14 protein-coding genes are annotated in these 11,938 nt (G+C 69.4%); 8 read left to right on the top strand and 6 right to left on the bottom strand.

Annotated features, from left to right (window positions below):
• Positions 1 to 371 (top strand): leucine-rich repeat domain-containing protein (locus AB0B89_RS14660; protein ID WP_358552393.1); only part of this gene is annotated, 371 nt, incomplete at its 5' end.
• A gap of 61 nt (positions 372 to 432) precedes the next feature.
• On the opposite strand, the gene AB0B89_RS14655 is transcribed toward AB0B89_RS14660, so the two are convergent.
• The 3 genes from AB0B89_RS14655 to npdG all read right to left on the bottom strand — a co-directional run bounded on the left by AB0B89_RS14655 (position 433) and on the right by npdG (position 3,489).
• Complete coding sequence (locus AB0B89_RS14655) at positions 433 to 1,380, bottom strand: threonine/serine dehydratase (protein WP_358552391.1); 948 nt, start codon at positions 1,378 to 1,380, stop codon at positions 433 to 435.
• 10 nt (positions 1,381 to 1,390) lie between these two features.
• Positions 1,391 to 2,566 (bottom strand): aminotransferase class I/II-fold pyridoxal phosphate-dependent enzyme, encoded by a 1,176-nt coding sequence (locus tag AB0B89_RS14650; RefSeq protein WP_358552389.1) that lies wholly within the window; start codon positions 2,564 to 2,566, stop codon positions 1,391 to 1,393.
• Positions 2,567 to 2,817: 251 nt separating this feature from the next.
• Positions 2,818 to 3,489 (bottom strand): NADPH-dependent F420 reductase, encoded by a 672-nt coding sequence (gene npdG / locus AB0B89_RS14645; RefSeq protein ID WP_358552387.1) that lies wholly within the window; start codon positions 3,487 to 3,489, stop codon positions 2,818 to 2,820.
• A gap of 97 nt (positions 3,490 to 3,586) precedes the next feature.
• Here npdG and AB0B89_RS14640 point away from each other — a divergent pair, with 97 nt between their 5' ends.
• Both AB0B89_RS14640 and AB0B89_RS14635 read left to right on the top strand, forming a co-directional pair.
• Positions 3,587 to 4,171 carry a hypothetical protein gene (locus tag AB0B89_RS14640; protein ID WP_358552385.1) on the top strand — a complete coding sequence of 195 codons (585 nt, stop codon included), beginning with the start codon at positions 3,587 to 3,589 and terminating at the stop codon, positions 4,169 to 4,171.
• Positions 4,172 to 4,528: 357 nt separating this feature from the next.
• Positions 4,529 to 4,816 carry a hypothetical protein gene (locus AB0B89_RS14635; protein ID WP_358552383.1) on the top strand — a complete coding sequence of 96 codons (288 nt, stop codon included), beginning with the start codon at positions 4,529 to 4,531 and terminating at the stop codon, positions 4,814 to 4,816.
• Here AB0B89_RS14635 and AB0B89_RS14630 read toward each other — a convergent pair.
• Positions 4,813 to 4,995 (bottom strand): hypothetical protein, encoded by a 183-nt coding sequence (locus tag AB0B89_RS14630; RefSeq protein WP_358552381.1) that lies wholly within the window; start codon positions 4,993 to 4,995, stop codon positions 4,813 to 4,815. The genes AB0B89_RS14635 and AB0B89_RS14630 overlap by 4 nt on opposite strands.
• A gap of 103 nt (positions 4,996 to 5,098) precedes the next feature.
• Between AB0B89_RS14630 and map the strand changes: the two genes are divergently transcribed.
• Both map and AB0B89_RS14620 read left to right on the top strand, forming a co-directional pair.
• Positions 5,099 to 5,947, top strand: coding sequence for a type I methionyl aminopeptidase (map, locus tag AB0B89_RS14625; protein ID WP_358552379.1), 849 nt, complete (start codon positions 5,099 to 5,101; stop codon positions 5,945 to 5,947).
• Positions 5,948 to 5,985: 38 nt separating this feature from the next.
• Positions 5,986 to 7,674: a thiamine pyrophosphate-requiring protein gene (locus tag AB0B89_RS14620; protein ID WP_358552377.1), complete on the top strand. Its 1,689-nt coding sequence runs from the start codon at positions 5,986 to 5,988 to the stop codon at positions 7,672 to 7,674.
• Positions 7,675 to 7,770: 96 nt separating this feature from the next.
• On the opposite strand, the gene AB0B89_RS14615 is transcribed toward AB0B89_RS14620, so the two are convergent.
• Positions 7,771 to 8,280 (bottom strand): hypothetical protein, encoded by a 510-nt coding sequence (locus AB0B89_RS14615; RefSeq protein ID WP_358552375.1) that lies wholly within the window; start codon positions 8,278 to 8,280, stop codon positions 7,771 to 7,773.
• Positions 8,281 to 8,658: 378 nt separating this feature from the next.
• Positions 8,659 to 9,651, bottom strand: a complete 993-nt coding sequence (locus AB0B89_RS14610) for a LuxR C-terminal-related transcriptional regulator (protein ID WP_358552373.1) — start codon at positions 9,649 to 9,651, stop codon at positions 8,659 to 8,661.
• A 467-nt stretch (positions 9,652 to 10,118) separates the two neighbouring features.
• Between AB0B89_RS14610 and AB0B89_RS14605 the strand changes: the two genes are divergently transcribed.
• The 3 genes from AB0B89_RS14605 to AB0B89_RS14595 are packed head-to-tail and all read left to right on the top strand — an operon-like array spanning position 10,119 to position 11,760.
• Positions 10,119 to 10,937: a helix-turn-helix transcriptional regulator gene (locus AB0B89_RS14605; RefSeq protein ID WP_358552371.1), complete on the top strand. Its 819-nt coding sequence runs from the start codon at positions 10,119 to 10,121 to the stop codon at positions 10,935 to 10,937.
• Positions 10,928 to 11,257, top strand: coding sequence for a DUF397 domain-containing protein (locus AB0B89_RS14600; protein ID WP_358552369.1), 330 nt, complete (start codon positions 10,928 to 10,930; stop codon positions 11,255 to 11,257). The genes AB0B89_RS14605 and AB0B89_RS14600 overlap by 10 nt, the downstream gene beginning before the upstream one ends.
• The gene (locus AB0B89_RS14595; RefSeq protein WP_358552367.1) at positions 11,254 to 11,760 is read left to right on the top strand and encodes a GNAT family N-acetyltransferase; all 507 of its coding nucleotides are present in this window, start codon (positions 11,254 to 11,256) and stop codon (positions 11,758 to 11,760) included. Before AB0B89_RS14600 ends, AB0B89_RS14595 begins: the two co-directional genes overlap by 4 nt.
• The last annotated feature ends 178 nt before the right edge of the window (positions 11,761 to 11,938 follow it).

Raw genomic sequence — 11,938 nt, 5'->3', positions numbered from 1 at the left:
AACGACTCGACCTGAAGCGCAACCATTTGACCGCCCTGCCCAAGTCGCTGGGAAACCTCACCGCCCTCAAACGACTCGACCTGAACCGTAACCATTTGACCGCTCTACCCGAGTCACTGGGAAACCTCACCGCCCTCAAACGACTCGACCTGAAGCGCAACCATTTGACCGCTCTACCCGAGTCACTGGGAAACCTCACCGCCCTCAAACGACTCGACCTGAACCGTAACCATTTGACCGCTCTACCCAAGTCGCTGGGAAACCTCACCGCCCTCAAACGGCTCAACCTGGGCGGCAACCATTTGACCGCTCTGCCGGATTACTTGGGGAACCTCACCGATGCCGCCCGGTTCGGCCCCGATGGTCGCTAGTCGATTGCGGTCCCGCACTTCCTGCGCACCTTCACCAGGAGGTCGCCGCATTATAGCGCTGCTAATCGAACGCCGGCCGGGGACTTGCCACGAGGGTCGCCGGGTCGGTGTTGGCGCCGCAGACGAGGACGGCGACCCTCTCCCCCGGTTCTGGGACGTACGCGCCCGACCGCAGGGCCGCGAGGGCGGTGGCTCCCGCGTGCTCGGCCGCGATGCGGTGGTCGCGCCACAGCTCCTCGCGTGCCCGGACGATCGCGTCGTCGCCGACCAGGACCGCCCGCACGCCCGCCTCCCTCACGATGTCGAGGCCGATGCGCCCGATCCTGCTGGCTCCCAGCGCGTCGGCGGCGACCCCGCTCACCTCCACCTGGACCGGACCGCCGCCCCGCGCGAGGGCCTCGTGCAGCGTCGGGATGCGCTCGGGCTCCACGGCGACGACCCTGGCCGCGCCGGCCACCGCCGCCACGATGCCCCCGACCAGCCCGCCGCCGCCCACCGCGACCAGAATGGTGTCGATGCCCCCGGCCGCGCGGGCCTGTTCGAGGATCTCCAGGCCGACCGTGCCCTGCCCCGCCACCACCTCGGCCTGGTCGTAGGCGTGGATGTCCAGGGCGCCGGTGTCGGCCGCCCGCTTGGCCGACGCCTCGTACGCCTCGGCGAAGATCGCGCCGGTCTGGGTGACATGGGCGCCGAGTGCCCGGAGGCCGGCGACCTTGATCGGGGCGCAGATCTCGGGCACGAAGATCTCCGCCCGGACGCCGAGCACGCGGGCCGCGTACGCGACCGCCACCCCGTGGTTGCCCCCGCTCGCCGCGATGACGCCCGACGCGGGCAGCCGGCCGGCGGAAAGGATGCGGTTGAAGGCTCCTCTGACCTTGAACGACCCCGCGTGCTGGAGCCCTTCCAGCTTGAGCAGGAGCCCGGGTTCCCCCTCCATCACCGGTGTGCGGCGGACGCGGCCGGCGATCCTGGCGGCGGCCCGCTCGATGTCCTCGCGTGTCACGGTCATCTGGTCGCTCCTACTGGCCGAGGGCCTGGACGAAGTCGGCCCACAGGTCCTCGGGGTGCTCGATGCCGACCGAGACGCGTACGGTGCCCTCGCCGATCCCCGATCGGCTCAGCTCTTCGGCGCTCAGCGTGCGATGCGAGGTCGTGGCCGGGTGCAGGATCAGCGTCTCGACCCCGCCCAGCGACGGGGCGAGTAGCGCCAGCCGTACCGAGCTCATGAACCTCTCGCCGGCCGCGCGACCACCGGTCAGGTCGAAGGAGAAGACGCCCCCGAAGTCGGGCAGGAGCTTGGCCGCGAGCTCGTAGGAGGGGTGTCCGGGCAGTCCCGGCCAGTGGACGGCGGTGACCGCGGGGTGCTCGGCCAGGCGGCCGGCGAGCAGGCGGGTGTTGTCGCAGTGCCGCGCCATGCGCAGGGGGAGCGTCTGCATGCCGCGCAGCGTCAGCCAGGCGGCGAAGGGGTCGGGAGTGGCGCCGAGCTTCGTGGAGAACGACCAGACCTTGCGGTACAGGGCGTCGTCGGCGAAGACCACGATGCCGCCGACCACGTCGCTGTGACCGCTCAGGTACTTCGTCGTGGAGTGGACCACGATGTCGGCGCCGTGTTCCAGCGGGCGGCACAGGACCGGCGAGGCGAAGGTGTTGTCCACCACGGAGAGAAGGCCCGCCTCGCGGGCGGCGGCGCACATGCCGGGAAGGTCGGCCACCTGGGTCATCGGGTTGGCGATGGTCTCAAGGTAGAGCAGCTTGGTCTCCGGACGTACGGCCTCACGCACCGCGGAGGGGTCGTCCTCGGGCACGTAGGTCACCGAGATCCCGAACCGGCCGACCAGGTCGGCGATCGTCGCGGCGGTCCCCCCGTAGAGCGCGGTCTGGGCGATCAGGTGGTCGCCGGGCTTGAGCAGCCCGAGCAGCACGCAGTTGATCGCGCCCATGCCCGAGCCTGTGGCGACGGCGGCCACTCCCCCCTCAAGGCCGGCGACGGCCTCTTCCAGAGAGCGCACCGTGGGGTTGCTGTGGCGCCCGTAGACGAAGGCGCCGTCGGGGCGGCCCATGCCGTCGGCGAAGACGGCCGGGTCGTCGAAGACGAATCCGGAGGTCTGGTACAGGGGGGTCGTCATCGGCGTACTGCCGTTCAGAGGCGCCTTGGGCAGGTGGACGGCCCGCGTGTCCGGGTGCAGGGAACTCATGTCGTCAAGGATGACCACAATGAGGGCACTTTGTCAGATCTGTTCGATCCGTGGACTCCTCCGGGTCGAAGGTGGCCACGTCCTCGAAGGGGTAGGCGTACTCGGCAGTGGGCCTGCCGGTACGGATGTCGACGGCCAGGATCCGGCCGACGCGGGACGTCTTGCCCGTCGTTCGCGCGTCCGTCCCGTGACCCCCGGGTGAACGCCACCGGAAGGACCCGATCATCGGGCCCCTCCATCCGGGACAGGGCTCAGACGTCGGTGACGCGGAGCCCGGCGTGGGCCTTGTAGCGGCGGTTGATGGAGATGAGGTTGGCGGTGAAGGCCTCGACCTGGTGGGCGTTGCGGAGCCTCCCGCCGTACACGCCCCGCACGCCGGGGATCCGCGCCGCCAGCGCCCGTACGGTGTCGGTGGCCTCGCGGTCGTCGCCGAGCACGAGCACGTCGAGGTCGACCTCGGCGACATCGGGGTCGAGCAGCAGGACGGCGGAGACGTGGTGGAAGGCGCCGACGACGCGGCTGCCGGGGAGGACGGCCGCCGCCTGCTGGGCGGCGCTGCCCTCTTCCACCTTCAGCGCGAAGGCGCCCTGCTTGTCGAAGCCGAGGGGGTTCACGCAGTCGACGACGATCTTGCCGGTCAGCTCGGAGCGCAGCGACTCAAGGAGGGGCTTGTGCCCGTCGTACGGCACCGCCACGATCACGAGGTCGGCCTCGGAGGCGGCCGCGGCGTTGTCGGCGCCGCGCACGGGAAGGCCGGGCCCGAGGCTGTCGGCCGCCTCCTGGGCGCGCGAGGCGCTCCGCGACCCGATCACCACGGGGTGCCCCGCCAGCGCGAACCTGCGGGCCAGGCCCTTGCCCTGATCGCCTGTGCCGCCGAGGATCCCGATCGACAGGCCGCTGACATCCCGGAGCTCATCGCTCATGATCTCGCTCGTCTCCTTACTCGCCCGTGATTTCTCCAGATCATGCCAGGTGATTCTTCTCAGGACGGCGGCGGGGGCGGTGATGCACCATGGACCCATGGACGCTGCGTCGGTGGCATTCCTCCGCGAGGTGCTCTCCACGAGCGGGTGGGTGGAGCGCACCCGCGAGCTCGCGCTCTCCCTGCGCTCGACCCGCACCCCCGGAGGCCTGCTCGTCGTCGGCACGCCCGACGAGGAGCCGTGGCATCTGGCCGCGCACCTCGGTGACGAGGCCCGCGTCTCCGGGCTCGCGCAGCTCGCGCCCACGCTCGTCCGCTGGTCCCCGCCGCCCGGCGCCCCGCCGCACCTCGCGGTGGGCATCGACCGCATCGAGGCGGCGCGGCGGGGCGAGACCCTGTTCGTCGTCTCCGAGCGCAAGGCCCCGGTGCCGCTGCTCGAACGCGTCGACGACGCGCGGCGCACGGGGGCGACGATCCTCGCCCTCGACGGCGGCGACCCCGAGCTGGAGGGCCTGGCCCACGACGCGCTCGCGGTCCCGGCCGGGGACGGCCTGTTCACCTTCGACGCCGCCCAGCACCTGGTGAGCATGGCCGCCGGCGAGAGCCCGCGCTCACGCACCAGGCTGCTCGACCGGCTGGCCCGGCTCGCCGAGCGCATCACCGGCCCCCAGGTCGCCGACTGAGGCCGATCTTCCGGATCATCGTGGGCAATACGTTCACCAGGATGGGACGGGCTTCCGCTCGCTTCTGAACCCTGACCCCCCGCGTCGCATGCCTGCTCCGGAGCCCCAGGGGCCGCCCCGAGTATCGGCGTAGCGTGAGAACCGAGGGGGTCACGGGGGCTCCGCGCGACGACCGCCGGCGTCGCGGAGCCGGGGCCGTGCGTGCGTCATCCCTCCGTACAGACCAGCTTCCGCATAGATTAAGGTGGTTTAACTTGCGCTTTACGGTCATACGCCTGACTTATGCAGATGTGTACACTCCTAGGCGCATGCGTCCTAATTTAGGGCGATCAATCCTGTTAAGTAGGGCCTGAGGCCGTGTTTCTTGTTCTCGAAATCCTGGGCATGCTCGGCGCCGGGGCGCTCCTTTACGCCTACGCCATGCTGTCGATGCGCAAGATGTCCGGTGACAGCCTGGCGTACCAGGTCATCAACCTGGGCGGCGCGGTCGCGCTCATGGTCAACTCGGCCGTCCACTTCGCGTGGCCTTCGGCGGTGCTGAACCTCATCTGGAGCGGCATCGGGCTGATGGCCCTCTGGCGGCTCGCCACCACGCGGCCGTGGAGGCGCCGGCAGTTCCCGGACGGCTCGTCGGCGGGACGCTAGTCGCCGTCCCACTCCTTGTCCTCTTCCCGCCAGGCCTTGTTGCGCGCGGCGGCCGTCCGCAACGCCGCCGCCGCCTCGTCGCGCGTGGGATAGGGCCCGAGACGGTCTTTGTTGGGGCAGCCCTTGTCGGGCTCGACCGCCATGTGCTTCAGGCAGAACCACCACTGGTCATCACTCATTTGCCCTCCTCGCCCGGCGGCCTCCAGCATGACGCCCGAAACGCCCGCCGTGCTCGCTCTCAGGGCAGATCCTGCCCCCTTGGAGCCGAACTAGACTTGGCGCATGACGACACTGCTCCGGCCCGGACGGCTCTCGCCCCCACGCAAGGTTCCCGCCCACATCGAGCGCCCGGAGTATGTCGGCCGCAAGGAGCCCCGCAGGGGCGAGTCCGACGTCCAGACGCCCGAGACGATCGAGCGCATGCGCGTCGCCGGGCGCATCGCCGCCCAGGCGCTGGAGGAGGTCGGCAGGCACGTCGCCCCCGGCGTGACGACCGACGAGCTCGACCGCATCGGCCACGAGTTCCTGTGCGACCACGGCGCCTACCCCTCCACGCTCGGCTACCGGGGTTATCCCAAGTCGCTGTGCACCTCGCTCAACGAGGTGATCTGCCACGGCATCCCCGACGACACCGTGCTCAACGACGGCGACATCATCAACATCGACATCACCGGTTACATCGGCGGGGTCCACGGCGACACCGACGCGACCTTCCTGGTCGGAGAGGTCGACGAGGAGTCGCGGCTGCTCGTGGAGCGCACCCGCGAGGCCATGATGCGCGCGATCAAGGCGGTGGCCCCCGGCCGCCAGCTCAACATCGTCGGCCGCGTCATCGCGGCGTACGCCAAGCGTTTCGGCTATGGCGTGGTCCGCGACTTCACCGGCCACGGCATCTCCACCTCGTTCCACTCCGGCCTGATCGTGCCGCACTACGACGACCCGTCCCTGTCGGTGACGCTGGTGCCCGGCATGACCTTCACGATCGAGCCCATGCTGACCCTCGGCACCATCGAGTACGACGTCTGGGCCGACGGCTGGACCGCCGTGACCAAGGATCGCAAGCGCACCGCCCAGTTCGAGCACACGATCGTCGTCACCGACACCGGCAGCGAGATCCTCACGCTCCCGTGACCTACGGCCGGATGACGTCATATACGAGGAGAACGCGCGTGGACGAGTTCCAGCCGGCGACCACCGCTGAGCACCTGCTCTGGCTGCTCGCCCAGCACGGCGTCGAGCACCTCTTCCTCAACCCCGGCACGGACTCCGCCCCGCTCCAGGAGGCGGTCGCCACGCTCGCCAAGGCGGAGGTGGCCATCCCGAAGATCATCACCTGCTCTTTCGAGTCGGTGGCCCTCGCGGCGGCGCACGGCTACTGGCAGGTGACCCGCCGCCCGCAGTGCGTCTTCGTCCACGTGGACGTGGGCACGCAGAACCTCGGCGCCATGATGCACAACGCGCTGCGGGACCGCGCCGGGGTGATCGTCATCGCGGGCAGGACCCCCTACGCCGAGGAGCCGGACTCCCCCGGCGGGCGCTCGCACACGATCCACTGGCAGCAGGACGTGCCCGACCAGGCCGGCACGGTCCGCGGCTACGCCAAGTGGGTCGTGGAGGTCACCCGGCCCACGATGCTCGCCCGCGCCGTCGGCCGCGCCGTGCAGGTGGCGACGGGTGGCCTGCCGGGCCCGGCGTACCTCATGGTCTCCCGTGACGTCCTCATGGACCCGCCCGCGCGCGACCTCGGCCGTACCACCGGGTACGCCGTCCCGCGCCCTCCGGCGGCCGACGCCGACACCGTGCGATGGATCGCCGAGCGGCTGGTGGAGGCCGAGCGGCCCCTGCTCATCACGGCGAAGGCGGGGCGGCGTCCCGAGGGCTTCCTGTCGGTCACCCGCCTCGCCGACCTGGCCGGGGTCCGGGTGGTCGACCTCGCGGAGAGCGGATGCCTCAACATCTCGACGTCCCATCCGATGAACCTTCTGACGGCGGCCGGCGGGCAGCGAGCGGTCGAGGAGGCGGACCTGATCCTCGTCGTGGACGCCGACGTGCCGTGGATCCCGAGGTTCACCCGGCCACGGGACGACGCCACGATCGTCCACATCGACGCCGACCCGCTGAAGACCGACATGCCGATGTGGACGTTCCCCGCCGACGTGGCCGTGACGGCCGACGGCGCCACCGCGCTCGGCCAGATCGTCGAGCGACTGGAGGAGACGGGCCGCACCATGCCCCCCGCCCGGCGGCCGGAGGCGGCCCCTCCCCCCGCGGTCGCGGCCCCGGCGGAGGGGCCGATCACGGCGCATGAGGTGGTCAGCGCGCTGAACGACGTGCTGCGCGCGGACGACCTGGTGGTGGAGGAGGCCGTGACCAACGCCCGCGTCCTGCACGAGGTCCTGGACCGCAGCAGGCCCGCCACGATGTACGGCACGGGGTCGCCCGGTCTCGGCTGGGGGCTCGGCGGGGCGGTCGGGGTGAGCATGGCCTCACCGGGGAGCCGGGTGGTGACCGTGCTCGGCGACGGCGGCTTCATGTTCGGCGTGCCGACGGCGGCGCTGTGCCTCGCCGCCGAGGCGAGCGCCCCGATCATGGCGGTGGTGCTGAACAACGACGGCTACCGGGCCAGCAGGCTGCCCGTCTTCGAGCTCTTCCCGCAGGGGGTCTCGGCCGCCCGGGGCGACGCCGAGGGCACGCGCTTCAGCGCGCCACCCGACCTCGCCGCGGTGGCCCGCGCGTGCCACGCCCACGGCGAGACCGTCACCGACCGCGCCGATCTGGTCTCCGCCCTGCGACGCGGGCTGAGCGCCGTCGAGTCGGGCCGGTCCGCGGTCGTGGACGTCCGCATCACCCGCGACTGAACCTCCCGCACGGGCCTCCGGCCATGAAATCCCGTCGTACGTCCGTTTCGTCACCCCCCGCCTGGCGACGAAACGGACGTACGACCTCAAGGAGGCTCAGCGCCGGCTCACCTCGCCGGCGTCGGCGCGCTCGGCCCGCCCCTGCGCCGCCCGCGAGAGAGCGCGGAACACCCGCTCGCGGCGCCGGAGCAGCTTCGCCGGGTGACACGGCATTCCCATCTTCATGGAGAGAACGTTGGTGGAGGAGGACGCGCCGAGGCCTCCCACCGCGGGAAGCCGGATGCCGGCTACATGCTCGGCGCGGCCGGTCACCCGGCAGCCCTCCGAGCCCGGCAGGCCTCCCACCTCGAATTCCATCACTCCCGCCCTGCACGCGAACGCGAACCGCAGCCCGTCCACGGTCGGTACGACCTTCGCGGTTCTCCCCGCCATTCTTTCCCACGTCGTCAGACCGGCCCCCGCCACGATCTCTGCTGCCCTTTCCGGAGTGAGCGGGAAATCGCCGGCGACGGACTCCAGCGCGTCGCTCTCCTGGCGGTTCCTCCAGGAGAACATGATTCCGGAAAACAGCATGATCGCGAGGATGGCGATGGTCAACCCCTCCAAAGCCGGCTCCTTGCCTGCGCCCGTACCGCGTACGACTTCGCGCGACCGCCGCTCACTGGAATGCCGCCAGGTACGGGCAATGCCCTCCCTCATGACATAAGGACAATATCTGTACGGATCTGCGAAAGCGCACCCATCTAGGAGGGGTTTTCTGCGGGTGGGCGCCAGTACTTAGTACTACCCGCGCTCAGCGGGTGAACTCCTGTGAACCGTGGGTGACGGAATAGCCGAATACGGTCCGGGGAAAGCCGCAAGCACGTCCCTCGAACGTGCAGCTGCACGTTTATTGCATCCCGAAGGCAACAAACGTGTACGTGGCCGATGCCCCGATCCCCGGGTCGTCCGGTGGGGCGTCTCCCGTGCCCGCCGGTGGTGCCGCTAGTCGAAGAAATGCTCCAGCCTCGCCGCGATACCCGAACGCTGCTCGACCCCGAGTTTGCGCAATATCCGGGAGACGTGTCCTTTGATGGTGGATTCGGTGACGAAAACGCGGGCGGCGATCTCCTTGTTCGTCATGCCTCCACGGGCGATCAGAAAGGCGATCTCCCTTTCCTTGGAGGACAGCGAGTTGAGGAGGTTCTCGGCGTGGACCGACGGCCGCGAGATGATGTCCATCGTCTTGGTCTGCCCCTGCTCGCACTGCTGCCTTAGTTCCGCGACCAGGCGCGCCAGCCCGCGCTCGCCGATCGGGACGGCCTCTTCGAGCACGCAGATCCTGGCGTGGAGGCCGGCGAGGAGCTCCGAGACGTCCTGGACCACCTCGGCGACCGAGGGCTGGTCGTTCTCCGCCCCGCCGTCCACGGGAACCGCCAGTTCCCTGCGGTTGAGGTCGTCCTCCCGCTCCCGCGCCAGCACCGTCATGACGGACCTCGCCGTCCACTCGAACGCCCGCACGTGCTCGTCGGTGTAGGCGTTGCTCTTGTAGGTCTGGATGGACGCGAGGCCGATCACCTGCGGGACGCCGGTCCTGGTCTCGAACAGCGGGATCGTGATGGCGTCGGCCGAGACCCGCTCCTCGTCGCCGAACGATACGCCGCGATGCAGCAGCAGGCCGGTGTCCATGGCGAAGGTGTACGGGCGGCGGTGTTCCAGGATCCACGCGGCCTGCCCCTTCGGCCCGTACCCGAAGACCTCAGGGGGGATGTACCTCTTGAAGGCGATGGTGTCGTCGAAGGTGTACGGGTAGACGATCTTCCGGCCTTCCCGGTAGAACCCCACGTAGAACGCGTCCACGCCGCAGATCACGCTCATGGCGTAGCGCCAGTAGTCGAACAGGGCGTGATGGTTCCCCATGCGCGCGCGAAGCCCTCGATCGGCCTGGCTCAGGGACGCCGCCACGGCCGGTGAGAACCCGTGGCTCGAACGAGGCACCAACACTCGCCCTCCCATGCCTGGCGTCCCGATGACCGAATCCCCAAAGAACGCGGGGCGTAGCTGTGAGCCTTACTGACTGACGCCCGTCTCGTCATCATTTCTGCCGATCTGGTGTCATTAAGAGATCATTCCGCACCCCGCGGGGAGAGATCCGACATGGGGCACCCGCCCCCCGCACGCCGCTCACCTGGGCCGATGCGCTCTTGTTATGGCGCGACGGCCTTGGGGTCTCGATGGATTCGAAAGGTGACGCTCCGCACACCCTGACGGCGCGAGGATTCGAGCGAGTCAAGGCCCCGCCGGCCGCGTCCCGCGCTTTCGCGCACAAGGAGCGGCCGAATTCGTCAACGTCCATTACCTTGAGTAGCCGAATAGCTACATGTAGGAGTTGTCTCCTACATGGAACGGTCGTCGCCTGCCGCGACATCCCCGGAGGCCGGAGCGAGGAGTTTGAAATGCCGCATATGACGAAAATCAACCCTGAGGAATCCGCGCGCGCCCGTTTCGCGTACGAGCTCCAGCGCCACCGCCTTCTCGCGAAGCTCACCCAGGGTCAGCTCGGCCACCGCATCGGCTTCTCCGGCAGCCTCGTCGGCGCCGTCGAGAACCTCAAGCGCACTCCCAGCGACGATTTCGCCAAGCGCTGCGACGCCGTCTTCGGCCTCGACGGGGTGCTCGCCACCCTCCACCTCGAAGGCTGGCCGCCCCCTCCCCCGGTTCCCGACCACTTCCGCGACTGGACCGTCGAGGAGCGCCGGGCGACGGCGCTCCAGGCATGGGATCCACTGCTGGTCCCCGGCATCTTCCAGATCGAGCCGTATGCCAGGCGGGTCTTCTCGCGCGCCCCCGGCAGCCCGCCCGAGGAGGTGGAGGAGCGGGTCAGGGGCCGCATGCAGCGCAGGCACATCCTGTCCCAGGAGAGCCCGCCCGCGATCCTCAGCCTGATCGACGAGGGAGTCCTTCGCCGGCCCATCGGCGGCGCCGAGGTGATGCGCGCGCAGCTGGAGTACCTTCTCGAAATCGCCCGGCACCCGAAGGTGACCATCCAGATCGTCCCCTTCGACGCGGAGGCGATCCCCGGGCTGCTTGCCGGTTTTGTTATAGCCGAACAGCGAGGCACACCTTATACGGTATATGTGGATTCAATTCCGGATGGCCGTACGATGAATGAGCGAAACGTGATCGCATCGCTCACCACTCGCTACGACGCCATCAGGTCCGAGGCCTACCCACAGTCCCTCTCGCTCAAGGTGATAAAGGAAGCAGCGGACAAATGGACTTAAGCATGGCGCAGTGGTGCAAATCAACCTTCAGCGGTGACAACGGCGGCCACTGCGTCGAGGTGGCGAGCAACCTTCCCGGTTCGATCGCCGTGCGCGACTCCAAGGATCCCGGCGGCCCTGCCCTGATTTTCCCTCCCACCCAATGGTCTTTATTTATCAATAGCATGAAAAAAGGGAAATGTCCGCCCACAGGGCGGCGCTTCCCCTCGGCAAGGCCCCCGTCACGCCCGCCCGCCCGCGACGCCCGCCAGGGCCGGTCATCTCGCGAGACGGATAACGACTGTTCACCGGGCTCCGCTCCGGCGACAATGACGCGATGAGCATCCGTGTGGCCGGCATCGACGAGCTTTCCCTCCTCCAGGACATCGAGCGTGCGGCCGGGCTGGCCTTCGACGACATCGGCATGCCGGCGATCGCCGCCGACGAGCCCCTCCCCCTCGACGTCCTGGCCGGCTACCAGCGCGCCGGGCGGGCGTGGGTGAAGGCCGACTCCGGCAACCGGCCGGTCGCCTACCTCATCGCGGATGTGATCGACGGCAGCCTCCACCTGGAACAGGTCTCCGTGCATCCGGCCTCGGCGCGTCACGGCATGGGCCGCTCGCTCATCGAGCACGCCGCGGCCTACGCCAAGGACGAGGGCATTCCCGCCCTCACCCTGATCACGTTCACGCGGGTGCCGTGGAACGCCCCGTACTACGAGCGCTGCGGGTTCTGGTACCTCGACGACGCCGAGCTGACACCGGGGCTGCGCGCCCTGCGCCGTAAGGAGGCCGCGCACGGCCTGGACCGCTGGCCCCGGGCCTGCATGCGCCGCGACCTCTGATACGCCGACATTTCGGCATTGGTATTGCGGTAATAACGGACGCGCGAAATCAAAGGCGAGCGTTCCACCCGCGAATAAGGCGACCGAACCCCCGCCGGCTTGCCTTGCGACCTATGCTGGACAGAGCGACGCCCTGCATATCCACCCATATGCACAAAGACCGATCATGGGGGGTCAC

The organism is Sphaerisporangium sp. NPDC049002 (assembly GCF_040649355.1).
Classification (GTDB): Bacteria; Actinomycetota; Actinomycetes; order Streptosporangiales; family Streptosporangiaceae; genus Sphaerisporangium.
The sequence above is the reverse complement of the archived record's forward strand: the minus strand, read 5'-3'. Positions and strand labels throughout refer to the sequence as shown.

What these genes read in the sequence shown, in the direction of transcription:
- AB0B89_RS14655 (WP_358552391.1), bottom strand. Translation starts at nt 1,380, where the DNA reads ATGACCGTGACACGCGAGGACATCGAGCGGGCCGCCGCCAGGATCGCC.
- AB0B89_RS14650 (WP_358552389.1), bottom strand. Translation starts at nt 2,566, where the DNA reads ATGAGTTCCCTGCACCCGGACACGCGGGCCGTCCACCTGCCCAAGGCG.
- npdG (WP_358552387.1), bottom strand. Translation starts at nt 3,489, where the DNA reads ATGAGCGATGAGCTCCGGGATGTCAGCGGCCTGTCGATCGGGATCCTC.
- AB0B89_RS14640 (WP_358552385.1), top strand. Translation starts at nt 3,587, where the DNA reads ATGGACGCTGCGTCGGTGGCATTCCTCCGCGAGGTGCTCTCCACGAGC.
- AB0B89_RS14630 (WP_358552381.1), bottom strand. Translation starts at nt 4,995, where the DNA reads ATGAGTGATGACCAGTGGTGGTTCTGCCTGAAGCACATGGCGGTCGAG.
- map (WP_358552379.1), top strand. Translation starts at nt 5,099, where the DNA reads ATGACGACACTGCTCCGGCCCGGACGGCTCTCGCCCCCACGCAAGGTT.
- AB0B89_RS14605 (WP_358552371.1), top strand. Translation starts at nt 10,119, where the DNA reads ATGACGAAAATCAACCCTGAGGAATCCGCGCGCGCCCGTTTCGCGTAC.
- AB0B89_RS14600 (WP_358552369.1), top strand. Translation starts at nt 10,928, where the DNA reads ATGGACTTAAGCATGGCGCAGTGGTGCAAATCAACCTTCAGCGGTGAC.
- AB0B89_RS14595 (WP_358552367.1), top strand. Translation starts at nt 11,254, where the DNA reads ATGAGCATCCGTGTGGCCGGCATCGACGAGCTTTCCCTCCTCCAGGAC.